Annotated in this window: 25 protein-coding genes and 1 pseudogene; 14 read left to right on the top strand and 12 right to left on the bottom strand. The window is 70.0% G+C overall.

The features are described from left to right. Window positions 1–81 precede the first annotated feature (81 nt). Entirely contained in the window at window positions 82–522 is a 441-nt protein-coding gene (locus ACWEIJ_RS22550; RefSeq protein ID WP_449839163.1) for a peptidoglycan-binding domain-containing protein, read from the top strand. 2 nt (window positions 523–524) lie between these two features. After that, window positions 525–863 (top strand): hypothetical protein, encoded by a 339-nt coding sequence (locus tag ACWEIJ_RS22545; RefSeq protein ID WP_449839162.1) that lies wholly within the window; start codon window positions 525–527, stop codon window positions 861–863. A gap of 47 nt (window positions 864–910) precedes the next feature. On the opposite strand, the gene kstD is transcribed toward ACWEIJ_RS22545, so the two are convergent. From kstD to ACWEIJ_RS22525, 4 genes are read right to left on the bottom strand one after another with little or no spacing between them, the layout of a single operon-like run. After that, window positions 911–2620 carry a 3-oxosteroid 1-dehydrogenase gene (kstD, locus tag ACWEIJ_RS22540; RefSeq protein ID WP_449839161.1) on the bottom strand — a complete coding sequence of 570 codons (1710 nt, stop codon included), beginning with the start codon at window positions 2618–2620 and terminating at the stop codon, window positions 911–913. Next, a complete protein-coding gene (locus ACWEIJ_RS22535; protein ID WP_449839160.1) occupies window positions 2617–3072 on the bottom strand; it encodes a pyridoxamine 5'-phosphate oxidase family protein in 456 nt (151 codons plus the stop codon). The genes kstD and ACWEIJ_RS22535 overlap by 4 nt, the downstream gene beginning before the upstream one ends. Further along, complete coding sequence (locus ACWEIJ_RS22530; RefSeq protein ID WP_449839159.1) at window positions 3065–4579, bottom strand: acyl-CoA synthetase; 1515 nt, start codon at window positions 4577–4579, stop codon at window positions 3065–3067. The genes ACWEIJ_RS22535 and ACWEIJ_RS22530 overlap by 8 nt, the downstream gene beginning before the upstream one ends. 25 nt (window positions 4580–4604) lie before the next feature. Beyond that, window positions 4605–5633 carry an LLM class F420-dependent oxidoreductase gene (locus ACWEIJ_RS22525; protein ID WP_449839158.1) on the bottom strand — a complete coding sequence of 343 codons (1029 nt, stop codon included), beginning with the start codon at window positions 5631–5633 and terminating at the stop codon, window positions 4605–4607. Between the two features lie 46 nt (window positions 5634–5679). Here ACWEIJ_RS22525 and ACWEIJ_RS22520 point away from each other — a divergent pair, with 46 nt between their 5' ends. From ACWEIJ_RS22520 to ACWEIJ_RS22500, 5 genes are read left to right on the top strand one after another with little or no spacing between them, the layout of a single operon-like run. Next, window positions 5680–6639 carry a Zn-ribbon domain-containing OB-fold protein gene (locus tag ACWEIJ_RS22520; RefSeq protein WP_449839157.1) on the top strand — a complete coding sequence of 320 codons (960 nt, stop codon included), beginning with the start codon at window positions 5680–5682 and terminating at the stop codon, window positions 6637–6639. 7 nt (window positions 6640–6646) lie between these two features. Then, window positions 6647–7702, top strand: coding sequence for a thiolase domain-containing protein (locus ACWEIJ_RS22515; protein ID WP_449839156.1), 1056 nt, complete (start codon window positions 6647–6649; stop codon window positions 7700–7702). Continuing rightward, window positions 7703–8845, top strand: a complete 1143-nt coding sequence (locus ACWEIJ_RS22510) for a thiolase domain-containing protein (protein ID WP_449839155.1) — start codon at window positions 7703–7705, stop codon at window positions 8843–8845. Next, the gene (locus ACWEIJ_RS22505; protein ID WP_449839154.1) at window positions 8842–9702 is read left to right on the top strand and encodes a TIGR03619 family F420-dependent LLM class oxidoreductase; all 861 of its coding nucleotides are present in this window, start codon (window positions 8842–8844) and stop codon (window positions 9700–9702) included. Before ACWEIJ_RS22510 ends, ACWEIJ_RS22505 begins: the two co-directional genes overlap by 4 nt. After that, window positions 9699–10139 carry a nuclear transport factor 2 family protein gene (locus ACWEIJ_RS22500; protein ID WP_449839153.1) on the top strand — a complete coding sequence of 147 codons (441 nt, stop codon included), beginning with the start codon at window positions 9699–9701 and terminating at the stop codon, window positions 10137–10139. The genes ACWEIJ_RS22505 and ACWEIJ_RS22500 overlap by 4 nt, the downstream gene beginning before the upstream one ends. 52 nt (window positions 10140–10191) lie before the next feature. On the opposite strand, the pseudogene ACWEIJ_RS22495 reads toward ACWEIJ_RS22500, so the two are convergent. Further along, window positions 10192–10695, bottom strand: a pseudogene (locus ACWEIJ_RS22495) (RNA-guided endonuclease TnpB family protein); the annotation flags it as partial. 196 nt (window positions 10696–10891) lie between these two features. Here ACWEIJ_RS22495 and ACWEIJ_RS22490 point away from each other — a divergent pair. Further along, on the top strand, window positions 10892–13645 hold the full coding sequence (locus tag ACWEIJ_RS22490) for a BTAD domain-containing putative transcriptional regulator (RefSeq protein WP_449839152.1): 2754 nt from the start codon (window positions 10892–10894) through the stop codon (window positions 13643–13645). Here the strand turns inward: ACWEIJ_RS22490 and ACWEIJ_RS22485 are convergent. After that, on the bottom strand, window positions 13617–14843 hold the full coding sequence (locus ACWEIJ_RS22485; protein WP_449839151.1) for a cytochrome P450: 1227 nt from the start codon (window positions 14841–14843) through the stop codon (window positions 13617–13619). The genes ACWEIJ_RS22490 and ACWEIJ_RS22485 overlap by 29 nt on opposite strands. 129 nt (window positions 14844–14972) lie before the next feature. Here ACWEIJ_RS22485 and ACWEIJ_RS22480 point away from each other — a divergent pair, with 129 nt between their 5' ends. Together ACWEIJ_RS22480 and ACWEIJ_RS22475 are read left to right on the top strand one after the other, a co-directional pair. Beyond that, on the top strand, window positions 14973–16100 hold the full coding sequence (locus tag ACWEIJ_RS22480) for a steroid 3-ketoacyl-CoA thiolase (RefSeq protein ID WP_449839150.1): 1128 nt from the start codon (window positions 14973–14975) through the stop codon (window positions 16098–16100). A gap of 236 nt (window positions 16101–16336) precedes the next feature. Next, window positions 16337–17941 (top strand): glycoside hydrolase family 27 protein, encoded by a 1605-nt coding sequence (locus tag ACWEIJ_RS22475; protein WP_449839149.1) that lies wholly within the window; start codon window positions 16337–16339, stop codon window positions 17939–17941. 6 nt (window positions 17942–17947) lie between these two features. On the opposite strand, the gene ACWEIJ_RS22470 is transcribed toward ACWEIJ_RS22475, so the two are convergent. Further along, window positions 17948–18811, bottom strand: coding sequence for an SDR family oxidoreductase (locus ACWEIJ_RS22470; RefSeq protein ID WP_449839148.1), 864 nt, complete (start codon window positions 18809–18811; stop codon window positions 17948–17950). Further along, window positions 18808–19563, bottom strand: coding sequence for an SDR family oxidoreductase (locus ACWEIJ_RS22465; RefSeq protein ID WP_449839147.1), 756 nt, complete (start codon window positions 19561–19563; stop codon window positions 18808–18810). The genes ACWEIJ_RS22470 and ACWEIJ_RS22465 overlap by 4 nt, the downstream gene beginning before the upstream one ends. Window positions 19564–19633: 70 nt before the next feature. On the opposite strand from ACWEIJ_RS22465, the gene ACWEIJ_RS22460 reads away from it, so the two are divergent. The 4 genes from ACWEIJ_RS22460 to ACWEIJ_RS22445 are packed head-to-tail and all read left to right on the top strand — an operon-like array spanning window position 19634 to window position 22905. Further along, complete coding sequence (locus ACWEIJ_RS22460) at window positions 19634–20401, top strand: enoyl-CoA hydratase family protein (RefSeq protein ID WP_449839146.1); 768 nt, start codon at window positions 19634–19636, stop codon at window positions 20399–20401. Next, window positions 20376–21149 carry a CoA transferase subunit A gene (locus ACWEIJ_RS22455; RefSeq protein WP_449839145.1) on the top strand — a complete coding sequence of 258 codons (774 nt, stop codon included), beginning with the start codon at window positions 20376–20378 and terminating at the stop codon, window positions 21147–21149. Before ACWEIJ_RS22460 ends, ACWEIJ_RS22455 begins: the two co-directional genes overlap by 26 nt. Continuing rightward, a complete protein-coding gene (locus ACWEIJ_RS22450; protein WP_449839144.1) occupies window positions 21146–21859 on the top strand; it encodes a CoA-transferase subunit beta in 714 nt (237 codons plus the stop codon). The genes ACWEIJ_RS22455 and ACWEIJ_RS22450 overlap by 4 nt, the downstream gene beginning before the upstream one ends. Then, a complete protein-coding gene (locus tag ACWEIJ_RS22445; protein WP_449839143.1) occupies window positions 21856–22905 on the top strand; it encodes an NAD(P)H-dependent flavin oxidoreductase in 1050 nt (349 codons plus the stop codon). Before ACWEIJ_RS22450 ends, ACWEIJ_RS22445 begins: the two co-directional genes overlap by 4 nt. Here the strand turns inward: ACWEIJ_RS22445 and ACWEIJ_RS22440 are convergent. Genes ACWEIJ_RS22440 through ACWEIJ_RS22425 form a run of 4 tightly spaced genes read right to left on the bottom strand, consistent with a single transcriptional unit; the run spans window position 22889 to window position 26480 of the window. Continuing rightward, a complete protein-coding gene (locus tag ACWEIJ_RS22440) occupies window positions 22889–24034 on the bottom strand; it encodes an acetyl-CoA C-acetyltransferase (RefSeq protein WP_449839142.1) in 1146 nt (381 codons plus the stop codon). The two genes, ACWEIJ_RS22445 and ACWEIJ_RS22440, sit on opposite strands and share 17 nt — an antisense overlap. Window positions 24035–24049: 15 nt before the next feature. Then, entirely contained in the window at window positions 24050–24646 is a 597-nt protein-coding gene (locus ACWEIJ_RS22435; protein WP_449839141.1) for a TetR/AcrR family transcriptional regulator, read from the bottom strand. 14 nt (window positions 24647–24660) lie between these two features. Then, complete coding sequence (locus ACWEIJ_RS22430; protein WP_449839140.1) at window positions 24661–25404, bottom strand: SDR family oxidoreductase; 744 nt, start codon at window positions 25402–25404, stop codon at window positions 24661–24663. Next, window positions 25401–26480, bottom strand: a complete 1080-nt coding sequence (locus ACWEIJ_RS22425; protein ID WP_449839139.1) for an acyl-CoA dehydrogenase family protein — start codon at window positions 26478–26480, stop codon at window positions 25401–25403. The genes ACWEIJ_RS22430 and ACWEIJ_RS22425 overlap by 4 nt, the downstream gene beginning before the upstream one ends. Window positions 26481–26502: the final 22 nt, after the last annotated feature.

Raw genomic sequence — 26502 nt, 5'->3', positions numbered from 1 at the left:
TCGGGATTCGGCCGCGGCGTTCGTCGTCGGCGCATCGTTCCCCGTGGAGCAACAACCGTTACCGATGAATGGGAATCCCTCATGAACGCACGCTTTTCGCGCACTGGCGCCGCTGCTCTGGCACTCGCACTGCCCCTGTTGCTCGGTGCCGCCGCACCGGCCCTGGCGCAGGACACGACCGCGGCGGCGCCGAGCGCCCAGCCTCACTCCACCGACGTCGGCGCAGCCGACTGGTGGACCTGCAACTACTACTACGGCAACGCCGAGATCAAGCGCGGCGACGGCGACCGCAACGGCAAGGGCGACATGGTCCGGGAGGCCCAGTGCCTGCTGCGCGACCTCTACGGTTACTACATCGGTTCGTCCGGCGTCGACGGGGACTTCGGCGGGAACACCGAGAGAGCCGTCAGAGCGTTCCAGAACGACTCGTACGCGAGGAACTGCCGCGTCAAGCTGCTCGTCGACGGCAAGGTCGGCGGCCACACCTGGGCGGCGCTGCGGTCCGGCACGGGGTGCGAGTGACCATGAAGCCGATCCTGTCCGCCGCCGCGGTCCTGACCGCCCTTCCGCTCGTGTTCAGCCCGGCCGCGAGCGCCAGCCCCGGGCCGCACGTCAACGGCGTGTTCATCAACCACACCAGCGCGAACTACGTCAACATCCGGCCCTGCGCGCGCATCTCCAGCTCCTGCGCCCCGGTGGGGCAGGCGCAGATGTCCCACTCCCTGATCGACTACTGCTTCGTGCTCGGTGACTACTTCGAGGGCACGCCCTACTGGGACTACGTCTACGACCAGAACACGGGCAAGTCCGGCTACATCACCGAAGCCCGGCTGGACGACGCGGGACAGGGCCAGGCCTGCTGACCAGGGGGCGTGACGGCTCCACCGGAGCGGGTGGAGCCGTCACGGGGCTAGATGTCGTTGCCGGCGACGTAACCGAACGTCATGGCGGGGCCGATCGTCGACCCCGCCCCGGCGTAGCTGTGCCCCATCACCGCCGAGCTCACGTTGCCCGCCGCGTACAGGCCGGGAATCACCGACCCGTCCGGACGCAGGACACGCGCGCGGGCGTCGGTGACCATGCCGCCCTTGGTGCCGAGGTCGCCCGGCACGATCTTGAACGCGTAGTACGGCGCCACCCACAGCGGGGCGAGGCACGAGTTCGGGAAGACCGCCGGGTCGGTGTAGTAGTGGTCGTAGGCGCTGTCGCCGCGCTTGAAGTCCGTGTCCCTGCCGGAGAAGGCCTGGTTGTTGAACCGGCTGACGGTGGCCTTCAACGCGCCCGCCGGGACACCGATCGCGGAGGCCAGGCCGTCGAGCGACCAGTTCTTCACGACCGCGCCCGACTGGTACCACGAGTCCGGCAGCGGCAGCGTGGGCGCGACGTCGGAGAACAGGTACCTGTTGCGGTAGTTCTGGTCGACGATCAGCCACGCCGGGATGCACGGGTTCGCGGAGTTCTTGTCGTACATGACGTGCACGACGTCGCTGTAGGGCGCGGCCTCGTTCACGAACCGCTGACCCGCCGCGTTGATCATCAAGCCGCCGGGCAGGGTGCGTTCGGCCAGGCAGAAGTACGGTGAGCCCGGGGTCGGGATGACCGGGCCCCACCAGGCGTCGTCCATCAGGTCCACGGCGGCGCCCACGCGCAGGCCCGCGCGGTGGCCGTCGCCGGTGTTCTCCTTCGCGCCTACCGTCCATTGTGTACCGATGGGCTGACGTTGGTACTGCGCGCGCATTTCCGCGTTGTGCTCGAAGCCGCCAGAGCCCATGATCACGCCGCGCCGCGCGCGGACGAGACCGCGTGAGGTCAGCACGCCCTTCACGGCGCCGTTCTCCACGTGCAGGTCTTCCAGGCCGGTGTTCAGCCACACCGGCACGTTCGCCTGCATCAGGCCCGCGCGCAGACCGCCGGCGAGTGCCTGGCCCATGGTCAACGGCTTCTGGCCCGCCAGCGCGGCCGCCGTTCCCCGTGCCAGTGCGGCCGCGGCCGTCGCGGCACCCTTCGCGTTGACCAGGGCGAGGGCGAGCCACTTGTAGTCGGCGCCGTAGATGACCATGCCGGCCGGCGTGGCGAGGTAGGGCGGGTTGAGGTTCGCGAGCTCGGCGCCGAGGATGCGGCCGTCGAGCATCTCCGGCTCGATCGAGCGGCCCCGCGCGATGCCGCCGGGGTACTCGGGGTAGTAGTCGCTGTAGCCGTCCATGTACCGGAAGTTGAGCGGGCTGTTCCGCATGACGAACGAGATCATCTGCGGCCCGTGGGTCAGATAGGCCTGTTGCCGCGACACGGGGATGTCGCCGACGACGGCCGCGAGGTACTGCCGCGCCTTCTCCGGCGTGTCCGGCACACCGGCCGCGAGGATGACCTCGTTGTTGGGGATCCAGATGCCGGCACCGGACCGCGCGGCCGAGCCGCCGAACGTCGGTGCCTTCTCCAGCACGACGCAGCTCAGGCCGCGTTTGGCCGCGGTGAGCGCGGCGGTCATGCCGGCCGCGCCGGCGCCGACCACGACGACGTCGAACTCGCCGAGCGGGTCCGCGCTCGCCGGAGATGTTCTGACCAGGCCGGAAGCCAGTGCGAGACCGGCTCCGGCGATCACCTGACGGCGGTTCAGGGTCATGGGGTCACTCCCGACATCAGCTTCCGGTGGTCCCAGCTGGCCGTCCTGGTGGGACGGAAGATCACGGCGACGCGCCGGGACATGGCCTTCTTCATGGCTTCCCGTGCTTCGTCGTCGTCGCCGACCTCACCGAAGTTGCGCGCCACCACGGCGTCGACGACCCGGCCCAGGTCCGGCGTGAACTCGGCGACGCCCTCCAGGTGGACGCCGCGCAGCTGGTCGTACGTCTCCCCCGCCTCCGCGAGCACGCTGCAGCGCGAGTCGCGCCGGAGGTTCACGATCTTCTGCGACTTGCGGTCCGTGCAGAACACGATCTCGCCGTCCAGCACCGCGAACCACATCGGGACGAGGTGCGGCAGGCCGTTCCGGCCGATGGTGGCCACGATCAACGTCTTCTGGCCGTCCAGGAACTCCCGGACCTCGGCGTCCGTCATCCTGATGAGGTCACGCACGGTCCCTCAGCTTTCGCTTGTACAGCTTGCCGTTCGGATCGCGCGGCAGCTCGGGGAGGTACTCGATCGTGCGCGGCAGCTTGAACTTCGCGAGCCGGGTGCCGGCGAATGCCAGCAGCTCCTCGGTCAGCGCCTCGTCCGGCTCGACGCCGTCGGCCGGCTGGACGACCGCCTTGATCTCCTCGCCCCAGTCCGGGTGCGGCACGCCGAACACCGCCACGTCCGCGACCTTGGGGTGGCACACGAGTTCGCCCTCGATCTCCGCCGGGTAGATGTTCACGCCACCGGAGATGATCATGTCGTTCTTGCGGTCGCAGAGGAACAGGTAGCCGTCCTCGTCGAGATAACCGATGTCCTGCAACGTGAAGAGCTTGCCGACGCGCGCGGCCTTCGTCTTCTCGGTGTCCTTGTGGTACTCGAACGTGGAGTCGCCCATTCGCATGTAGACCAGGCCGCGTTCGCCCGGCGGCAGCTCGGTGCCGTCCTCGTCCAGGATCTTGATCTCCGACGTCGGCCAGGGCAGGCCGACGGATCCGGGCTTGCGCAGCCACTCCTGCGCGGAGATCGCGGTCCCGCCACCCTCGGTCGCGGCGTAGTACTCGATCACCACCGGACCCCACCAGTCGAGCATCCGGCGCTTGACCTCCAGCGGGCACGGTGCCGCGCCGTGGATCATCGCGCGCAACGACGACAGGTCGTACTTGTGCCTGACGTCGTCCGGCAGCGCGAGCAGGCGGTGGAACTGGGTCGGCACCATGTGGCTGTGCGTGACCTTGTACCGCTCGATCAGCCGCAGCATCTCCTCCGGCGACCAGTGGTCCATGAGCACCGCGGTGTGGCCGAGCTGGATGGAGATGACGACGAAGTTGAGCACCGCCGTGTGGTAGAGCGGCGACCCGCACAGGTGCACGTGCCCGTCGTGCGGCTTGATCCCGAAGATGCCGAAGAACCACGGCGCCGACCCGGGCACCACGTCGGGGTCCGCGCCGGTCAACGGCCGGCGCACACCTTTCGGCCGCCCGGTCGTGCCCGAGGTGTAGAGCATCGGCGAGCCGGCCGTGCGGACGTCCGGCCTGCCCTCCTCGCCCTTCCCGAGCGTGCCCAGCGGTTCGAAGCCGGGGATGTCACCGACGGCGAACCTGGCGTTCGCGGGCAGGCTCGCGGCGGCCTCCGTCGCCGCCTCGGCGAACCGTTCGTGCCCCACGAACGCCTTGGCGCCGCTGTCCTGCACGAGGTACGCGACCTCGGTGCCGGTCAGGTGCCAGTTGGCCATCACGACGTAGAGGCCGGTCTGGTAGGCGGCGAAGTACACCGCCACCAGTTCGGCGCTGTTGGGCAGCATCAGCACGATGCTGTCGCCGGGTGCCAGCCCCAGGGCCTGGAACCCGCGCCCGTACCTGTCGGCCTCCGCCGCGAGCTCGGCGTAGGTGATCTCGCGGCCGCTCGGATCGACCAGCGCGGTCAGGTCCGGGCGGTCGGCGGCGATGTTCCAGAGTCCTGTGACCACACCCTCAAAGTAGAACGCGTTTCACCTACTGACAAGCCTCCGCGACCGCCTTGATCGTGGCAACGTCGCGGCACCCGACGAGCAGCATCGTGACGCCCGCCTTCTCCCAGCGCCCGATCTCCTCGCGCACGTGCTCGGCGGTGCCGACGATGCTGATCTCGGCCACCAGTTCGTCAGGAACCACCTGCGCCGCCTCGTCTTTGCGTCCGGAGAGGAACAACCGGCCGATGTCGCGCACCGCCTCGCCGTATCCCATGCGGGTGAAGACCTCCGCGTGGAAGTTCATCCCCGGCGCGCCCATTCCGCCGATGTACAAAGCGATGAAGGGCTTGAGCATCGCCCTGACCGCGACCGGATCGTCCGTCACGACGACCTGACAGGTGGCCGCGACCTCGAAGTTCTCCCTGCTGCGGCCCGACCTGGCGAACCCGTCGGCCAGCCACTCGTCGTACATCCCGGCGAGCCTGGGCGCGTAGTAGATCGCGAGCCAGCCGTCGGCGATCTCCGAGGTCAGCGCGACGTTCTTCGGGCCTTCCGCGCCGAGCCAGATCGGCAGGTCGGCGCGCAGCGGGTGGGTGATGGGCTTGAGCGGCTTGCCCAGCCCGAGCGCACCCGGCCCCTGGTACGGCAACGGGTGGTGCGGACCGTCGTTGGTGACCGGAGCTTCGCGAGCCAGCACCTGACGCAGGATCGAGACGTACTCCCTGGTCCTGGCAAGGGGTTTGGCGAACGGCTGGCCGTACCAGCCCTCCACGACCTGCGGTCCGGACACACCGAGACCGAGCACGAAACGCCCGCCGGACAGGTGGTCGAGGGTGAGTGCGTGCATGGCGCACGCGGCCGGCGTGCGGGCCGACATCTGCACGACGGACGTGCCCAGCCGGACCCGTCGCGTCGCAGATCCCCACCACGCCAACGGGGTGAAGGCGTCCGATCCCCACGCTTCGGCCGCGAACACCGCGTCGAAGCCGGATTCTTCCGCCGCCGCCACCAGTTCGGCGGCGTTCGAGGGTGGCGCGGCACCCCAGTACCCGAGCTGCAGACCGAGCTTCATGGCGCCCATCTTGCCACCATTTCGAGAACCTGTTTCACTTTGATCTGTGACTCGTCCGCCCGAGACAAAACCGCTCAGCGCTCCGCTCGACGTGGGCTTCGACTACACACGCTCGCTCGGCCCGACGCTGGGCCGGTTCCTCTCCGATCTGCGCCGCCGCAAGGTGACCGGGATCCGCGGTTCCGACGGCCGCGTGCACCTGCCGCCGCTCGAGTACGACCCGGTGACGGCGCAGAGGTTGACGGACTTCGTCGACGTGGCGTCGACCGGCGTGGTGCGCGGGTGGTCGTGGATCCCCGAACCCCTGGAAGGCCAGCCGCTGGACCGCCCGTTCGCGTGGGCGCTGATCCAGCTCGACGGCGCGGACACCTCTCTGCTGCACGCCGTGGACGCGGGCACACCGGACCGGATGTCGACCGGCGCGCGCGTGCGGGTGCGCTGGCGTGACGAACGCGTCGGCGCGATCACCGACATCGAGTGCTTCGAGCTCTCCGACGAGCCGGCCGCCCCTCCGGTCGAGGCCGAATCCGTGACCATGGTGACCACGCCCGTGCACCTGCACTACACGCACTCCGCGTCGCCGACCGAGGACCCGTTCCTGCGCGGCCTGATGGAGGGCCGGCTGATCGGCCAGCGCTGCCCGGCGTGCGCGAAGGTCTACTTCCCGCCGCGACCGGCCTGCCCCACCGACGGCGTGCCGACCACCGACCAGGTCGAGCTGCCCGACCGCGGCACCGTCACGACGTTCTGCGTGGTCAACGTGCCGTTCCTCGGCCAGCGCATCCCGCCGCCGTACGTCTCGGCCTACGTGCTGCTGGACGGCGCGGACATCGCGTTCCTGCACCTGCTGCTCGGCGTCGCCCCTGAGGACGTGCGGATGGGCATGCGCGTCGAGGCGGTGTGGAAGCCGCGCGAGGAGTGGGGCCCGACGATGCAGAACATCGATCACTTCAAGCCCTCCGGCGAGCCGGACGCGCCGTTCGACTCCTACTCCCAGCACCTGTGAGGCTCGCATGCGTGACGTCGCGGTAGTCGGTTTCGCGCAAACGCCCTGCGTGCGCGAGACCGACGGCACCACCAACGGTGTCGAGATGCTGGTGCCGATCTTCCACGAGGTGCTCGGCTCGCTCGGCCTCACCAAGTCCGACATCGGGTTCTGGTGCTCGGGCTCGTCGGACTACCTGGCGGGCCGTGCGTTCTCGTTCGTCTCCGCGGTCGACGCGATCGGCGCCTTCCCCCCGATCATGGAGTCGCACGTCGAGATGGACGCGGCCTGGGCGTTGTACGAGGCCTGGGTGAAGCTGCTGTGCGGCGAGGTCGACACGGCGCTGGTCTACGGCTTCGGCAAGTCGTCCGCCGGTCAGCTGCGACGCGTCATGGCCATGCAGCTCGACCCCTATGTCGTGACGCCGCTGTGGCCGGATTCCGTTGGCCTGGCCGGGATCCAGGCTCGGATGGGCATCGAGGCCGGGCTCTGGGACGAGCGGGAGATGGCGTCCGTTGCCGTGAGGAGCCGTGCCGCGGCCCTGTCGAACCCGCTCGCACAGCTGTCCGGTTCGTTCGACGTCGACGAACTGCTGGGGTCGGACTACCTGGCGGATCCGTTGCGGCGGCACGACTGCGCGCCCATCACCGACGGGGCGGCGACGATCGTGCTGGCCGCGGGTGATCGTGCGCGGGAGCTGTGCGAACGGCCGGCGTGGATCACCGGGTTCGAGCACCGGGTCGACTCGCCGTCGTTCGGCACCCGCGACCTGACCACGTCCCCGTCGGCGGTGGCCGCGGGCAAGGCGGCCGGGGCAGAGGGCGTCGAGGTGGCGGAGCTGCACGCGCCGTTCAGCCACCAGGAGATCCTGCTGCGCCAGGCGCTCGGGCTCTCCGACGACGTGCTGGTGAACCCGTCCGGTGGCGTGCTGGCGGGCAACCCGATGTTCGCGGCCGGGCTGGCGCGGATCGGTGAGGCCGCGCGGCGGGTGCACGACGGGTCGGCGTCGAAGGTGCTGGGGCACGCGACGAGCGGGCCGCTGCTGCAGCAGAACCTGGTGTGCGTGATGGAAGGGCGGGAGTAGATGCGACCAGCAGCCGTCGTCGGCACCGGCCAGACGCACCACGCCGCGAAACGCCTCGACGTCTCCATGGCCGGCCTGTGCCGCGAGGCCATCGACCGCGCGATGGCCGACGCGGGCGTGGACTGGCCGGACATCGACGCCGTGGTCCTCGGCAAGGCACCGGACCTGTTCGAAGGCGTGATGATGCCCGAGCTGTTCCTGGCGGACGCGCTGGGCGCCGTCGGGAAACCGTTGCTGCGCGTGCACACCGCGGGCTCGGTCGGCGGCAGCACCGGCAACGTCGCCGCGTCGCTCGTCCAGTCCGGTGTGCACGACCGCGTGCTGGCGGTGGCGTTCGAGAAGCAGTCCGAGTCCAACGCGATGTGGGCGCTGTCCGTGCCGACACCGTTCACCATGCCGGTGCACGCCGGCGCGGGCGGCTACTTCGCACCGCACGTGCGCGCGTACATCCGCCGCGCGGGCGCTCCCGAGCACGTGGGCGCGATGGTCGCGGCCAAGGACCGGCGCAACGGCGCGTTGAACCCGTACGCCCACCTGAAGCAACCGGACATCACCGTCGAGTCGGTGCGCGCGTCCACCATGCTGTGGGACCCGATCCGGTACGACGAAACGTGTCCGTCGTCCGACGGCGCGTGCGCGGTGGTGATCTCGGCCGAGCCCACGTCGAGCAGAGCCGCGTGGATTCACGCGACCGCGATGCGCACCGAGCCCACCACGTTCGCCGGACGCGACCAGGTCAACCCGCAGGCCGGGCGGGACGCGGCACGGGCGTTGTGGCGGCAGGCGGGGATCACCGATCCGCTGTCCGAAGTGGACGCCGCCGAGATCTACGTGCCGTTCTCCTGGTTCGAGCCGATGTGGCTGGAGAACCTCGGGTTCACCGACGCCGGGCAGGGCTGGAAGCTCACCGAGGCGGGCGAGACCGAGATCGGCGGACGGCTGCCGGTGAACCCGAGCGGTGGCGTGCTGTCGTCCAACCCGATCGGCGCGTCCGGGCTGCTGCGGTTCGCCGAGGCGGCCATGCAGGTCATGGGCACCGCCGGGGAGCACCAGGTGGACGGCGCGCGCGTCGCGCTGGGGCACGCGTACGGCGGTGGGTCGCAGTTCTTCGCCATGTGGGTCGTCGGATCGGAGAGGCCATGAAGTTCACCGTCGGCATCGCGATGAGCCCGCTCGACCAGCTGACCGAACTCGCCAGGACCGCCGAGGAGTGCGGGTACGCGTCGATCGCGCTACCGGACTCGTTGTTCTTCTCCGAGAAGGTGTCCGCCGACTACCCCTACACGCCCGACGGCTCGCGCATGTGGAACGCCGACACCCCGTGGGTGGACCCGTTCGTCGCCGCCGCCGCGATGGGCGCCGTGACCTCCCGCATCCACTTCTACACCCAGGTCCTGAAACTGGGCTCCCGCAACCCGTTGCTGCTGGCCCGTCAGGTCGGCTCGGTCGCGCACCTGACCGGCAACCGCTTCGGTCTCGGCGTCGGGCTCGGGTGGTCGCCGGAGGAGTTCGAGTGGTGCGGCGCGCCCTACAAGAACCGCGGTCCGCGCGTCGACGAGATGATCGACGTGCTGAAGCTCGTGCTCGGCGGCGGGATGGTCGAGTACCACGGCGAGTACTTCGACTTCGACCGGCTGCAGATGTCACCGGCGCCGACCGAGCCGGTCCCGTTCTACGTCGGCGGCCACTCCCCCGCCGCGCTGAAGCGCGCCGCACGCGTCGGCGACGGCTGGACGTCCGCGATGATCAAGTTCGCGGACCTGAAGTCGGTGATCGCGCAGCTGAAGGACCTGGGGGCGTTCGAGCGGCCGTTCGAGATCCAGGCCGTGTGCGTCGACCGGTTCGGGCTCGACGGCTACCGGCAGCTCGCCGAGATCGGTGTGACGGACGTGATCGTGGTGCCGTGGCTGTTCTACGGCGTCGGGTTCGACGGCGGGCTGCAGGCCAAGAAGGACGGGCTTCGGCGGTTCGCCGACGAGGTGATGGGAGAGTTCGCATGACCGCGGTGACCTGGAACGCCTCCCGCACCGAGACTCCCGCCCGCGTGGCCTCGTGGCGCTCGATGGACGCGGTGACGCGCGGCGCCAAGGACGAGTGGCTGGCGTTGTTCGCCGAGGACGCCGTGGTCGAGGACCCGGTGGGCCCGTCGATGTTCGACGCCGAGGGCAAGGGACATCACGGCAAGGACGCGATCGCGGCGTTCTGGGACCTCGCCATCGCGGGCGTCGAACGGTTCGAGTTCGCGATGCACGACTCGTTCGCGGCGGGCTCCGAGTGCGCGAACGTCGGCGTGATCACGGCGTTCCTGCCCGGTGGCGCACGCGTCGACACCGAAGGCGTGTTCGTCTACCACGTCAGCGAGGACGGGCTGATCAGGTCGATGCGCGCGTTCTGGGAGACCGAACGCGCGATGGCCACCTTCCGCCAGGCCGACTGACGGACTGGCACGACCGTTGCCTGAAGTGCGAGTGGATGTGAGTGCACTGTGTTCAGGTAGCCGGCGCCTTGCGGCGTCGGCGTTGGCCCGCACGGGGTGCGGGTCTTCCCGTGGCGGTACCCGTTGCCCGCGGGGTGCGGGTCTTACGCAGGTTTCCAGCGGGCTCGTTTTGCGTCGCCCCGCAACTCGGGGAGGACGTCTCGCGGTGCACGAGCGCGGCGAGGTTGCGCGCGGCGTTGAGATCCCGGTCCAGGACCAGGCCGCACGCGTCGCAGCGGTAGGTGCGTTCGGACAGGCGCAGCTTGGCTTTCACCACGCCACAGCCCGAACACGTCTTGGACGAGGGATACCACCGGTCGGCGACATGCAGGTGCACGCCCGCCCACCGGGCTTTGTACTCGATCTGGCGGCGCAGTTCGGCCAGGCCGGCACCGGCGACATGCCGGGCCAGCCGCCGGTTACGCATCATGCCCGCCACGTTGAGGTCTTCGATCACCACGGCACCATGAGTGCGCACGAGCCGGGTGGTGAGCTTGTGCAGCGCATCTCGGCGGGCGTTCGCGACGTGATAGGTGGGCTGGCACGACCCCCTGTGCGTGCCAGTCCGGGTCCGTCGTCATCCCTGATCGCCCCTCCGCTGTGCCTCCAGCATGTGCCACCGTTTCCGTGAATCCTCAGTGGTTCTCAACAATCCGCAGCTCAGAGCTGGTATTACCGGGAGCAACAACCCGGCACCTCACTGAAACGGGCAGATGGAACTCGTCCTTCTCGGCGGAACGGCAGTGTTCGTGGACGGCACCGCGCTCGACCTCGGACCGCCACGGCAGCGCTGTGTGCTGGCCGCGCTCGCGGTCGACGCGGGCCAGGTGGTATCGGTCGACCGGCTGACGCACCGGGTGTGGGGCGACGACCCACCACTGCGGGCCAGGGCGACCTTGATGAACTACCTGTCCCGCCTGCGCCTGCTGCTCGGCGGAGCCGTCGTCCGGCGTCCTGGCGGCTACGCGCTGGAGGTCGAACGGTCGGCCGTCGACCTGCTGCGGTTCCGCGCCCTGTGCCACGAAGCCCGCGGCGCGGACGACCGGCGTGCGGCGGCGCTGCTGCGGCAGGCGCTGGAGCTGTGGCGGGGAGAGGCCCTGACCGGGGTCGAGGGCGACTGGGCGGCGGCCGAACGCGACCGGCTGCACCAGCAGCTCCTGGAGGCCGAGTGCGATCTGACCGACGTCCAGCTGCGTCTGGGTCACGGGGACGACCTCGTGGCCGCGCTGACCACGCGCAGCACCCAGTGGCCGTTGGACGAACGCGTGGCGGGCCAGCTGATGCTCGCCCTGCACCGCGCCGGACGCACCGCCGACGCCCTGGCCTGCTACCGGCAGCTGCGCGAGCGGCTGGTCGACGAGCTCGGCACCGATCCCGGCACCGCCCTGAGGGGCCTGCACCAGCAGATCCTCGACGACGACCCGGCCCTCACGCCGTGGTCGCGGAAGACCGGCGGAGAACCGGGTCCCCGGCAGCTGCCGGCGCCGCCGCGGTGGTTCACCGGCCGCGGCACCGAGCTGGCGAGCCTGGACAAGGCGCTGGCGGACGCGAACACCGTGATGATCACGGCGATCGGCGGGGCGGGCGGGATCGGCAAGACCTGGCTGGCGCTGGCGTGGGCGCACCGGAACGCCGAGCGGTTCCCCGACGGGCAGCTGTTCACCGATCTGCGCGGGTTCAACCCCACCGAACAACCCGTCGGGCCCGACGCCGCGCTCCTCGGTTTCCTCACCGCGCTGGGCGTCGCGCCGAACCGCGTTCCCGCCGAGCTGGACGCCAGAGCCGCGCTGTACCGCAGCCTGACCGCCGATCGGCGGATGCTGGTCGTGCTCGACAACGCCGCCACCGCCGACCAGGTGACGCCGCTGCTGCCCGGCGGCCCGGACTGCACGGTGCTGATCACCGGCCGCGGCGTGCTCGCCTCGCTGATCGACCGGCACGGCGCCGGCCAGCTGCGGCTGGACGTCCTGGACCACGCCGAAGCCCGAGACCTGCTGACCGCACGCCTGGGCGCCGAACGTCTCGCCGCGGAGCCCGCGGCCGTCGACGAGCTGATCGACCTGTGCGGGGGCTACCCGCTCGCGCTGTCGATCACCGCCCGGCACGCCGCCGATCGCTCCCTGGCCGAGGTGGCCGCCGAGTTGCGCGAGCTGGGTCTGGACCTGCTCAGCCACGACACCGACCCGGCCGCCAGCCTGCCCGCCGTGCTGTCCTGGTCGCTGCGGCGGCTCACCGACGAACAACGCACCGTGTTCGCGCTGCTGGGCATCGCTCCCGGCCCCGACACGACCGTGCCCGCCGTGGCCGCCCTCACCGGTCTGTCACCGGCCAGGGCTCGCAAGGTGTTGTCGGCGTTGGAAGAGGCGTCCTTGCTCGAACGGCGGCCGGACGACCGGTACGCGATGCACGACCTCGTCCGCGCCTACGCCGGCACCGTTGCCCGCGATCTGCCCGACGACACGCGCGAGACGGCTCTCGTCCGGGTGATGGACTTCCACCTGCACACGGCCATCGCCGCCGACCGCCTGCTGAACCCTCACCGCCAGGTCCTGCAGGTCGATCCACCCGCACCCGGCGTCCAGCCGCACCCACTACCTGATGCGGCAGCCGCGGCGTCCTGGCTGGAGGCGGAGTACGTCACCCTGCTGGCCACCCAGCGCGCCGCCGCCGGGTCGGGCCACCACCGCGTCGTCTGGCACTTGGCCTGGGCCCTGGGCACCTTTCAGCACTGGCGAGGGCTCCTGCGCGACGCGCTCGCCTCGTGGCGGGCCGGGCTGGACGCCGCGGCCCATCTGCCCGAGTCCACCTTCCGGTTGCACGCCCATCGGCTGCTCGGCACGGTGTACTCGTTGCTCGGCCTGCACGAGGAGGCCACCGGCCACCTCGACGAGGCCCTCGCCCTGTCGGTGTCTCATCCCCCCACCGACCAGATGCACACACACCTGACGGTCATGCAGGCGTGGCAGCTGAAGGGTGACGACCGCCGGGCGCTGGAGCACGCCCGGCAGGCCCTCGACCTCTGCCGCACCCTCGACCACCCGGTCTGGGAGGCTCTCGCGCTCAACTCGGTGGGCTGGCTCGCCGCGCGCCTGGGCGACTTCGGCACCGCACGCGACCACTGTCTGGCCGCGCTCTCCCTGCACCGGCGCCACCACAGCCCCACCGCGGAGGCCGCCACCCTGGACAGCCTGGGGTTCATCGCCCAGCGCACGGGCGACCACCGCCAGGCCACCGAGCACTACGGCCAGGCCCTCGTCCTGTCCCGCGAGCACGGCGATCTCTACCAGGTCGCGGACACCCTCGACGACCTCGGCCATTCGCACGCCGCCCTGGGACAGCACGACCAGGCCCGCGAGGCGTGGCAGGAGGCGCTGGAGCTGTACCGGGAACAGGGCCGCGACGAGGATGCCGAACGGGTGCGACGGCAGCTCGACGACCTCACGCGTACTGGACCCGGAACTCCTTGATCCCGTTCAACCACCCGGACCGCAGCCGCCGCGGTTCCTCCGTCTGCCGGATGTTCGGCATCGCGTCGGCGATGGCGTTGAAGATCAGGTCGATCTCCAGCCGGGCGAGGTTCGCGCCGATGCAGAAGTGCGCGCCACTGCCGCCGAACCCGAGGTGGGGGTTCGGGTCTCGGGTGATGTCGAACTTCTCCGGGCTCTCGAACACCTCCTCGTCGAAGTTGGCCGACGAGTAGAACAACCCGACCCGCTGTCCCTGCTTGATCTCGACGCCGCTCAGCTCCGTGTCCGCCATCGCCGTGCGCTGGAAGACGACGACGGGCGTGGCGTACCGGACGATCTCGTCGGCGGCCGTGGCCGGGCGTTCGGACTTGAACAGCTCCCACTGGTCGGGGTGGTCGAAGAACGCCTTCATGCCGTGCGTGATCGCGTTGCGGGTGGTCTCGTTGCCGGCGACGGCGAGCAGCAGCACGAAGAAGCCGAACTCCTCCGACGCGAGGCCCGCACCGTCCACATCGGCCTGGACGAGCTTCGTGACGATGTCCTCGCGCGGGCACTTGCGGCGGTCCTCGGCCATCGTCCACGAGTAGCCGAGCAGCTCGGTGGCGGCGGCGAGCGGTTCGACCTCGAACTCCGGGTCGTCGTAGGCGATCATCTGGTTGGACCAGTCGAAGATCTTGCGGCGGTCCTCCTGCGGGATGCCGATGAGCTCCGCGATCGCCTGCAGCGGCAGCTCGCACGCCACGTCGGACACGAAGTCGCCGCTGCCCTTGGCGAGCGCCTCCGCCACGATCTGCTCGGCACGCCGGTGCAGGGCGTCCTTCAGCGCGTTGATCGCCTTGGGGGTGAACCCGCGGGAGATGATGCCGCGCTGTTTGGTGTGCGTGGGCGGGTCCATGTTCAGCAGGAGCAGCCGCTGCATCTCGATGTTGTCGCGCGGCATGTCGTCCTTGAACCGGATGATCGCGGTGTTCTCGCGGGTCGAGAAGACCTCGCTGTTGCGCGAGACCTCCTTGACGTCGTGGTGCTTGGTCACCACCCAGAAGCCCTCGTCCGGGAAGCCGCCCTGACCGAACGGTTTCGAGTTCCACCAGATCGGTGCCGTCCGCCGCAGCTCCGCGAGCTCCTCCAGGGGTAAGCGTTTCGCGAACATGTCCGGGTCGGTGAAGTCGAAGCCCTCAGGGATGCGCGGCTTGCCCACGGACACACCTCCTAGATGTAACACGTTCTATCTGATTCAAACACGCTTGCGCCTTGTGTTGAAGCCCCCGGACGACCAATCTGGTCGTGTACAGGAACGTGTTCTAGTTTTCAGGCCAAGGAGGCTCGCGTGGGCAGTCCGGTGATCGTGGGAGCGGTGCGCACGCCCATCGGCAGGCGCAACGGGTGGTTGTCCGGCCTGCACGCCGCCGAGCTCCTCGGTGCGGCACAACGAGGTCTGCTCGACCGGACCGGCGTAGATCCGTCCACTGTCGAACAGGCCGTCGGCGGCACCGTCACGCAGGCGGGCGAGCAGTCCAACAACATCACCCGGACCGCCTGGCTGCACGCGGGCCTGCCGCACAGCACCGGCGGCACGACCATCGACGCCCAGTGCGGCTCCGCCCAGCAGTCCACCCACCTCATCGCGGGCCTCATCGCCACCGGCGCGATCTCGTGCGGCATCGCGTGCGGCGTCGAGGCGATGAGCCGGGTCCCGCTGCGCAGCAACCTCGGTGACGCAGGCTCTCCCCGCCCCGACTCGTGGAGCATCGACCAGCCCAACCAGTTCGTCGGCGCGGAACGGGTCGCCGAGCGGCGCGGCATCGGGCGCGAGGAGGTGGACCGGTTCGGCGTCCAGTCGCAGGCGCGGGCCCAGCGCGCCTGGGCGGAGGGCCGGTTCACCGCCGAGGTCGTCCCGGTGAAGGTGGGCGAGGAGCTGGTGGAGACCGACCAGGGCCTGCGGGAGACGTCGCTCGAAGCGCTGGCCGCGTTGAAGCCGGTGCTGCCCGACGGCGTGCACACCGCGGGCACGTCGTCCCAGATCTCCGACGGCGCGTCGGCCGTGATGGTCGTGGACGAGGACTTCGCTCGGGCGCACGGACTGCGACCGCGTGCGCGGATCGTCACGCAGTGCCTCGTCGGTTCCGACCCGTACTACCTCCTGGACGGTCCGGTCGACGCGACCACGCGGTTGCTCGAACGCAGCGGCATGAAGATGGCGGACATCGACCTGTTCGAGGTCAACGAGGCGTTCGCGTCCGTGGTGCTGTCGTGGGCCTCGGTGCACCGGCCGAACCTGGACCGGGTCAACGTCAACGGTGGCGCGATCGCCCTCGGGCACCCGGTGGGCAGCACGGGCACACGGCTCATCACCACCGCCCTGCACGAGCTGGAACGCCGTGACGCCACCACCGCGCTGATCACGATGTGCGCCGGTGGGGCGATGGCCAGCGGCACGATCATCGAGCGGATCTGACCGGCGAGTGTGGCCCGGCGGCGTTGCGGGCCACACCTTCACGCCAGTCGCGCGGCCCTCGTTCATCCACGTCGTCGTCGAGCGAGGCGCGTCCCGTGCGGACCCGGGCACCGTTGACAAACTGAATTGTTAACGCTAACAATTCACGCGGGCCGGGCTCGCGCCGGCGCCGGCCGACCCGCACGACGGAGTGAGGACGACGGATGCGCACAGCGGTACGACGTGTTGTCGCGGCAATGACGGTGGTGCTGACGGCGGCGTTGGCCGTCCAGGCGCCCGCGGTCGAGGCGGCGCCGAACCAGGTGGTCACGACGCCGCCGATGGGCTGGGCGTCGTGGAACAGCTTCGCGGCCCAGATCAACTTCAACGTCATCAAGGCGCAGACCGACGCGCTCGTGGCCAGTGGCCTCAAGGACGCCGGCTACCAGTACGTGAACATCGACGAGGGCTGGTGGCAGGGCACGCGCGACGCCGCGGGCAACATCACCGTCGACACCGCCGAGTGGCCGGGCGGGATGAAGGCCATCGCCGACTACATCCACAGCAAGGGCCTCAAGGCAGGCATCTACACCGACGCGGGCCGCGACGGCTGCGGCTACTACTACCCCACCGGCCGGCCCGCCGCGCCCGGCAGCGGCAGCGAAGGCCACTACGACCAGGACTTCCTCCAGTTCTCCCGGTGGGGCTTCGACTTCGTCAAGGTCGACTGGTGCGGTGGCAACGCCGAGAAGCTCGACCCGCGGACCACGTACCAGGCGATCAGCGACTCGATCGCCCGCGCCACGGCCCGGACCGGCCGCCCGATGGCGTTCTCGATCTGCAGCTGGGGCGACGGCAACCCGTGGGACTGGGCGCCGGGCATGTCCACGATGTGGCGCACCAGCCAGGACATCATCTTCTGGGGCGAGTCCGCGTCGATGGACCGGGTGCTGCGCAACTTCGACTCCGCCCAGCACCCGGCGGCGCAAAGCGCCGGCCACTACAACGACCCCGACATGATGATCGTCGGCATGCCCGGCTTCGACGCCGCCCAGAACCGGACGCACATGAGCCTGTGGGCGGTGTCGGGCGCGCCGATGCTGACGGGCAACAAGCTGACCGAGATGACCGCCGAGACGAAGGCGATCCTGACCAACCGCGAGGTCATCGCGATCGATCAGGACTCGGCGAACCGGCAGGGCGTCAAGGTCGCCGAGGACGTGACAGGCCGGCAGGTCTACAGCAAGGTGCTCTCGACGAGCGGGAAGCGCGCGGTCGTGGCGCTCAACCGCACCACCTCCGACGCGAGCGTCACCGTTCGGTTCGCCGACCTCGGTCTCGCCCCGACCGCCGCCGTGCGGGACGTGTGGAACGGCGTCGACCTCGGCACGAAGACCACGAGCCACACCGTCACGGTGCCCGCGCGCCAGGCCGTGCTGCTCACCGTCACCGGCACCGAGGCGCCGGGCACGCGGACCGGCGCCGTCGTGGGCAAGCAGTCCAACCGGTGCCTGGACATCAACAACTCCGCGACGACCAACGGCACGCAGGCACAGCTGTGGGACTGCAACGGCCAGAACAACCAGCAGTGGACGTACACGGCGAGCAAGCAGCTCAGCATCTACGGCGGCACCAAGTGCCTCGACGCCTACAACCAGGGCACGACCAACGGCACGAGCGTCGTCATCTGGGACTGCAACGGGCAGACCAACCAGCAGTGGACCCTGGCATCGGACGGCACCATCCGGAGCGTCCAATCAGGACTGTGCGTGGACGCCTCCAACGCCGCGACCGCCAACGGCACGAAGATCATCCTCTGGTCGTGCGGCACCGCCGACAACCAGAAGTGGACGCTGCGCTAGCTCGGACTAGGAGCCGTACACCGGCACCGGCCGGTGGTCCGCGACCAGTTCGCGGACCACCGGTCCCAGCTCCGCGGGCTCCCACCGCGCGCCCTTGTCGATCTCCCGCCCCCGCCGCCACCCCTCCACCAGGCACACCCGGCCACCGTCGACCTCGAACACCTGCCCGGTCACGTCCGCGGCCTCCGCGGACCCCAGCCACACCACCAGCGGCGAGATGTTCTCGGGTGCCATCGCGTCGAACCCGTCGTCCGGCGCCGCCATCGTCTCCGCGAACGTCGCCTCGGTCATCCGGGTCCGGGCGGCGGGCGCGATCGCGTTGACCGTCACCCCGTACCGGGCCAATTCGGCGGCCGCCACCAGCGTCATGGCCGCGATGCCCGCCTTGGCCGCCGAGTAGTTCGCCTGCCCGACGCTGCCGAACAGCCCGGCGCCGGACGAGGTGTTGATCACCCGGCCCGTCACCGCGCCGCCCGCCTTGTGCACACCGCGCCAGTGGGCCGCGGCGTGGTGCAGCGGCGCGAAGTGGCCTTTGAGGTGCACGCGGACGACCTCGTCCCACTCGTCCTCGCCGCAGCTCACGATCATCCGGTCGCGCACGATCCCGGCGTTGTTCACCAGCACGTCGAGGCCGCCGAACGCCGTCACCGCGGCGTCGACCACGCGTGCGGCACCGGCCCAGGTGCCCACGTCGTCGGTGTTCACCACGGCGCGCGGCCCGATCAGCGCGGCCACCTCGGAGGCGGGGCCCTCGGAGAGGTCGTTGACCACCACTCGTGCACCGGCGGCGGCAAAGGCCAGCGCGTGTGCGCGGCCGATGCCACGTCCCGCCCCGGTGACGATGACGACCCGGTCCTGCAACAACGTCATGACGAACCCCCATCGGTGTCGGCGGCGGCGAGGAACGCGGGCCGCTCTCCCCCGCCGTGCACGACCAAGGTCGACCCGGTCACGTAGGAAGCCAGCGGAGAGGCCAGGAACACCGCGCACGCACCGACCTCGTCCGGTGTGGCGAGCCGGCCCAGCGGCACGGTGCGGGCGACGGCCTCGATGCCCGCCTCGGACCCGTAGTGCAGATGCGACTGCTCCGTCCGCACCATGCCGACCGCCAAGGCGTTGACCCGCACCCGCGGAGCCCACTCGACGGCCAGGGAAGCGGTCAGGTTGTCCAAGCCGGCCTTCGCGGCGCCATAAGCAGCGGTTCCCGGCGACGGACGGCGGCCGGACACGCTGCTGACCATCACGATCGAGCCGCCGGCGTCCTTCATCACCGCGTACGCGGCCTGCGAGACGAGCAACGGCGCCAGCAGGTTCAGCTCCACGATCTTCTGGTGGAACCGCGGCGAAGCCTTGGCCGCCAACGCGAACGGCGCACCTCCCGCGTTGTTCACCACGACGTCCAGCCTTCCGAAGCGGTCGACCAGTCCAGAAACCAGTGCCGAAACCTGCGCAGCGTCCCGGACATCGCACTCCACGAACGACGCGCCCGGCACCTCGGCGGGACGCCGGGCACAGGTCACCACCGTCGCGCCCGCGGCCAGGAACGCGCGGGTGATTCCGAGACCGACACCCCGCACGCCGCCCGTCACCAGGACGACGCTTCCGTCGAGGGACAGTTCCACGATGCACCTACCCCGGTCGCTCCGGCGCTGCTAAATTACCAAGCAATCGCTTGGTTCGGAAGGCGGCGCGATGGGAATCTCCAGCAGCCACACCGAAAACGGCATCATCGAGGTCACGATCGACTACCCGCCGGTCAACGCCATCCCGTCGCAGGGGTGGTTCGAGCTGGCCGAGGCGATCACCCGCGCGGGCGAGGACCGGCAGACGCGGGTCGTGATCCTCAGGGCGGAGAACCGCGGCTTCTGCGCGGGCGTCGACCTCAAGGAGATGCAGCGCACCCCCGGCCACGAAGCGCTCATCGCGGCGAACCGGGGCTGTGCCAAGGCTTTCGCGGCCGTGTACGACTGCGAGGTGCCGGTCATCGCCGCGGTCAACGGTTTCTGCCTCGGCGGCGGTGTCGGGCTGGTTGGCAACGCCGACGTCATCGTCGCGTCCGACGACGCCACGTTCGGGCTGCCGGAGGTCGACCGCGGTGCACTCGGGGCGGCGACGCACCTGGCCAGGCTCGTCCCGCAGCACCTGATGCGCACGCTGTACTACACGGCCCGCAACGTCAGCGCGCAGACGCTGCACCACCACGGCAGCGTCGTCGAGGTCACCCCGCGCGACAAGCTGGACGACGCGGCGCGGGAGATCGCCGAGGAGATCGCCAGGAAGGACCCGACGGTGATCCGCGCGGCCAAGGAGGCGATCAACGGCATCGACCCGCAACGCGTGCACACGAGCTACCGCTTCGAGCAGGGCTTCACCTTCGAGCTGAACCTCACCGGTGTGTCGGACCACGCCCGGCAGGCCTTCCTGGACGGAAACCATGCGCGACAAGCGAATGACAGCTGACGAGGCGGTCAGCGAGATCAAGGACGGGATGACCGTCGGCATCGGCGGCTGGGGCTCGCGGCGCAAGCCGATGGCCCTGGTCGAGGCGATCCTGCGGACCGGCCTGAAGGACCTCACCGTCGTCACGTACGGCGGCCCGGACGTCGGGCTGCTGTGCGCGGCGGGCAAGGTCCGCAAGCTGGTCTACGGCTTCGTCTCCCTCGACACCATCCCCTACGACCCGTGGTTCAAACGGGCCAGGGAGACCGGCGCGATCGAGGTGCTGGAGCTCGACGAGGGCATGCTCCAGACCGGGCTGCGCGCGGCCGGCCACCGGCTGCCGTTCCTGCCGATCAGGGCGGGACTGGGCTCGGACGTGCTGAAGTACGCCCCGGAGCTCAAGACGGTCCGCTCCCCCTACGACGACGGCGAAGAGCTGGTCGCCATGCCGGCGTTGCGACTCGACGTGGCGCTCGTGCACCTCAACCGCGCCGACAAGCACGGCAACGCCCAGTACCTCGGCCCCGATCCGTACTTCGACGACCTGTTCTGCCTGGCCGCGGACCGCAGGTACGTCTCGTGCGAGCGGATCGTGGACCGGTTCGAAGGACCACCGCAAACCCTGCTGCTCAACCGGATGATGGTCGACGGCGTCATCGAGGCACCGGGCGGAGCGGGGTTCACGAGCTGCGTGCCCGACTACCCGCGCGACGAGGCCAAGCAGCGCGAGTACGCCGAAGCCGCCGCCGAGGGGAGGTTGCCGGCATGAGCGACGTCACCAGGGCCGAGATCTGCGTGGCCGCGTGCGCCGACCTGTTCGCGGGCGCCGGGGAGACGCTCGCCAGCCCGATGGGGCTCATCCCGTCGCTGGGCGCGAAGCTCGCCCGGCTCACCACCGAGCCGGACCTGCTGCTGTCCGACGGCGAGGCCTTCCTGCTCACCCCGGAGTCCACTGTGGAGGGATGGCTGCCGTACCGGAAGGTGTTCGACGTCGTCGCGCACGGGCGCCGGCACGTCGTGATGGGCGCGAACCAGGTCGACCGGTTCGGCAACCAGAACATCTCCGCGATCGGCGACCACGCGCGGCCCACCCGGCAGCTGCTCGGGTTCCGCGGCGCGCCCGGCAACACGATCAACCACCGCACCAGCTACTGGGTGCCGCGGCACAGCCCGCGCGTGCTCGTCGAGGCCGTGGACGTGGTCTCCGGCGTCGGCTACGACCGCGCCGTCGGACCGTTCCACGACGTCCACCGCGTCGTCACGAACCTGGCGGTGCTCGACTTCGCCACGCCCGACCACTCGATGCGCCTGGTCTCCACGCATCCCGGCGTGTCCGTGGACGAGGTGCGGAAGCAGACGTCGTTCCCGCTCAGCACCGGCGATGTGACGGAAACCCGGTTCCCCACCGACGAGGAGCTCAAGCTCATCAGGACCGTGCTCGATCCCGATGCCGAGCGGGACCGGGAAGTCCCGTCATGAGGACCGCGCTCACCGAGCTGGCCGGGGTGAGACACCCGGTCGTGCAGACCGGCATGGGCTGGGTCGCCGGGCCGCGGCTGGTGTCCGCGACCGCCGAGGCGGGCGGGCTCGGCATCCTCGCGTCCGCCACCATGACCTGCGCCGAGCTCGAAGCGGCGATCAAGGAAACCCGCTCCCGCACGTCCCGGCCGTTCGGCGTGAACCTGCGCGCGGACGCCCAGGACGCGCGGGACCGCGTCGACCTGATCATCCGCGAGCAGGTGAAGGTCGCGTCCTTCGCGCTCGCCCCGAAACCGGACATGATCGCCAAGCTGACCGACGCGGGTGTGGTGGTCATCCCGTCGATCGGCGCGGCCAGGCACGCGGAGAAGGTCGCGAAGTGGGGCGCCCACGCGGTGATCGTGCAGGGCGGCGAAGGCGGCGGCCACACCGGCGGTGTCGCCACGACCCTGCTGCTGCCGAGCGTGCTGGACGCCGTCGACATCCCGGTGATCGCGGCGGGCGGCTTCTTCGACGGACGGGGCCTGGCCGCCGCACTCGCGTACGGCGCGGCCGGCATCGCGATGGGCACGCGGTTCCTGCTCACCCGGGAGAGCACGGTCCCGGACGCCGTCAAAGCCGCCTACCTGCAACGAGACCTCAACGGCACGGTCGTGACCACACGCGTCGACGGCCTGCCGCACCGGGTCCTGCGCACGGACCTGGTCGACCACCTGGAGAGGTCCGGCAGGCTCAGCAGCCTGACCAGGGCCGTCACCAACGCGGCCAGGTTCCGCAGGCACACCGGGCTCACCTGGCGCGCGATGATCCGCGAGGGCCTGGCCATGCGGCACGGCAAGGACCTCACCTGGTCGCAGGTGATCATGGCCGCGAACACGCCGATGCTGCTGCGCGCCGGTCTGGTCGAGGGCAGGACCGACGCGGGCGTGCTCGCGTCCGGTCAGGTCGCCGGCCTGCTCGACGACCTGCCCACCTGCCAGGAACTCATCGAAAACATCGTCAAGGACGCCGAAAAAGCCATCGACCGGCTCAAAGACGTTCGATGATCGTCACGTTCGCCTGACCGCCACCCTCGCACATCGTCTGCAACCCGTACCGGCCACCGGTCCGCTCCAGCTCGTGCAGCAACGTCGTGAACAGCTTCGTGCCGGTCGCGCCGATCGGGTGGCCCAGCGCGAGCGCTCCCCCGTTGACGTTCACCCGCCCGAGATCGATCTTCAGCTCCTTCGCCCACGCCAGCGGGACCGACGCGAACGCCTCGTTGATCTCGAACAGGTCGATGTCCGAAATGGACATCCCGGCCCGTTCCAGCGCGAACCGGGTGGCGCGGATCGGCGCGGTCAGCATGTAGATCGGGTCGGACCCGCGCGCGGAGAGGTGGTGCACCCGAGCCCGAGGCGTCAGCTTGTGCTCGCGCACCGCCCGTTCCGACACGACCAGCACCGCCGACGCACCGTCGGAGATCTGCGACGACAGCGCCGCCGTCGTCCGGCCACCCGGCCGCAACGGTTGCAGCGCCGCCATCTTCTCGGCACTGGTGTCCGGCCGCGGGCACTCGTCGGCCGCCACCCCGTTGACCGGCGCGATCTCCCGGTCGAACCGGCCCTCCTTGATCGCGGTGATCGCCCGCAGATGGCTCTGCAGCGCGAACTCCTCCATCTCGCGCCGCGACAGGTCCCACCGCACCGCGATCAGGTCGGCGGCGCGGAACTGGTTGACCTCCTCGTCGCCGTACCGGTGCTGCCAGCCCTCGCAGCCCTCGAACGGGCTGCTCGCTCCTGGCATCACCGTCATGGCCGACCCGATCGGCACCTGCGACATGTTCTGCACGCCGCCCGCGACGATGACGTCGGCCGTGCCGCTCATCACCGCCTGCGCGGCGAAGTGCAGCGCCTGCTGGCTCGACCCGCACTGCCGGTCGACCGTCACGCCCGGCACCTGCTCCGGGAACCCCGCGGCGAGCCACGACGTCCGCGCGATGTCGCCCGCCTGCGGTCCGACGGTGTCCACGCAGCCGAAGATCACGTCGTCCACGTCGGTCGGGTCGACGTCGACCCGGTTGAGCAGCGCGGTGATCACGTGCGCGCCGAGATCGGCGGGGTGCACGCGGCTGAGCTCGCCGCCGCGCCTGCCCGCCGGAGTCCGCACAGCCTCGATGATGTACGCCTCGGCCACGAGGGCCCTCCCCTTCTACGTCTTCGAGTTCTTCCGGCGCCCCGTGGCGATGCCGTCGAGCAGGATCGCGAGGTACTGGTCGGCGACCGTGTCCGCCGGCAGCCCACCGCCCGGCCGGTACCAGCGCACGGCCACCCACACCGTGTCGCGGATGAACCGGTACGCGAGGTCCACGTCGAGATCGGCGCGGAACACGCCCGCGCGCATGCCTTCCTCCAGCAGCACCGTCCACAGCTTGCGGAACTCCACGTTGCGGTCGTGCAGGTAGGAGAACCGCTCCAGCCCCATCAGGTGCTTGGACTCGTTCTGGTAGATCGCGACCTCGGCGTGCCGGGTGTCGATCGCCTCGAACGACGCCACGACCAGCGCCTTCAGCGTCTGCTTCGGCTCCAGGCCGGCCTCGACGATCTCCCGGTACGACGCGAACAGGTCGTCGAGGAAGGACCTCAGGATCTCGTCCACCATCGACTCCTTCGAGTCGAAGTGGTGGTAGAGGCTGCCGGACAGGATGCCCGCCGCGTCCGCGATGTCCCGGACCGTGGTCTGCCCGTAGCCGCGTTCCGCGAACATCCGCGCCGCGAGCTCCAGCAGCTCCGCCCTCCTGTTGCTCACCGGTCGTTCCTTCCTCACGGGTGCTGACTGCTCACCGAGACGACCTCGCCCGTCAGGTACGACGAGTAGTCGCTGGCGAGGAACACGATCACATTCGCGACCTCCCACGGCTCGGCGGCGCGCCCGAACGCCTCGCGGGACGCCAGTTCCGTCAGCAACTCCTCACTGGTGACCTTGGCGAGGAACGGGTGCGCCGCCAAGCTCGGGGCGACCGCGTTCACCCGGATGCCGTGCTCGGCCACGTCCATCGCGGCGCAGCGCGTCAACGCCATGACCCCGGCTTTTGCTGCGGCGTAATGGGCTTGACCCTTCTGCGCACGCCAGCCGATCACACTAGAGTTGTTAACGACGACACCGCTTCGTTGGGCGACCATTTGGCGTAACGCGGCCCTGGTGCAGCGGAAGGTTCCGTTCAGCGTCACGTCCAGCACGCGCGACCACTCGTCGTCACTCATGTCCAAAAGGGACTTTTCGCCGCCGAGACCCGCGTTGTTGACCATCACGTCGATGCGGCCGAACCGCGCGACTGTTTCGTCAACGAGCGTCTGCACCTGCTGCTCGTTGGTGACATCGCACGGGATCGCGTGATGAGCCCCGATCGACTCGTGGGTCTCCTTGAGGCGACGCTCGTGCCAGTCGCTGATGACCACCGTCGCGCCTTCTTCGAGGCAGCGTTTCGCGGTCGCGGAACCGATACCGGTGCCCGCCGCGGCCGTCACGACGACGACCTTGTCCGTGAGGAGATCGTGGCTCGTCATCGCGGCAGCCCCAGGATCCGGTGGGCGATGATCTCGCGCTGGATCTCGTCCGAGCCGCCGTAGATCGTCTCCGCGCGGCTGAACAGGAACATCCGCTGCCACTCGCTGCCGTCGAGCATCGACTCCGGCCCGAGCGACTCCATCGCGAGCTCGCCGAGCCTGCGATGCCAGCCGCCCCAGAACAGCTTCAGCACGGACGCCTCCGGACCGGGTTCGTCGTTCAGGGTTCTGAGCGTGTGCGAGCGCATGACGTGCAGTTCGAGCCACGCCCTGGTGAGCTTCTCCCGCATCTCGTCCGGCGCCTGCGCCCTGATCGCGTCGAGCTGGCGGCGGAAGCTCACCTGGTGGCCGAGCATCGCCGTGCCCCGTTCGAAGCCGAGCGTGGCCATCGCGATCTTCCAGCCCTCGCCCGGCTTTCCCACGACGTTGTCCTGCGCCGTGACGGCGTTGTCGAAGAAGACCTCGTTGAACTCGGACGTACCGGTCAGCTGGCGGATCGGCCGGACGTCGATGCCGGGCTGGTGCATCGGCACGAGCAGGTACGAGAGGCCGTGGTGCCGTTGCGACCCCGGTTCCGTGCGGCACAGGACGAAGATCCAGTCGGAGTGGTGCGCGTTCGACGTCCAGATCTTCTGCCCGTTGATCACCCACTGGTCGCCTTCGAGGCGCGCCCTGGTCTGCACGGACGCGAGGTCCGAGCCCGCGCCGGGTTCGGAGTAGCCCTGGCACCACAGCTCGTCGAGGCTGCGGATCTTCGGGAGGAACCGCTCCTTCTGCTCGGGCGTGCCGAACGCGATCAACGTCGGGCCGAGCAACCCCTCGCCCACGATGTCGACCTTCGCGGGCGCGTCGGCCTCCGCGTACTCCTCGTGGAAGACGACCTGTTCCTCCACGCTGCGCTCGCCGGGCCAGCCGAGGCACGTCCACCCGTGCGCCGCCAGGTGCCGGTGCCAGCGCAGCCGTGCCTCGAACGCCTCGTGCTCGCGGCCGGGACCACCCAGACCGCGCAGCTGCGCGAACTCACCGACGAGGTTGGCGGACAACCATTCCCGCACCTCGCGCCGGAAGGACTCCATGCGCCATACTCTAACCTACCAA

Source organism: Lentzea sp. NPDC004789 (assembly GCF_053601075.1).
Note: the sequence above shows the minus strand (reverse complement) of the source record. Positions and strands in the feature narration are given on the sequence as shown.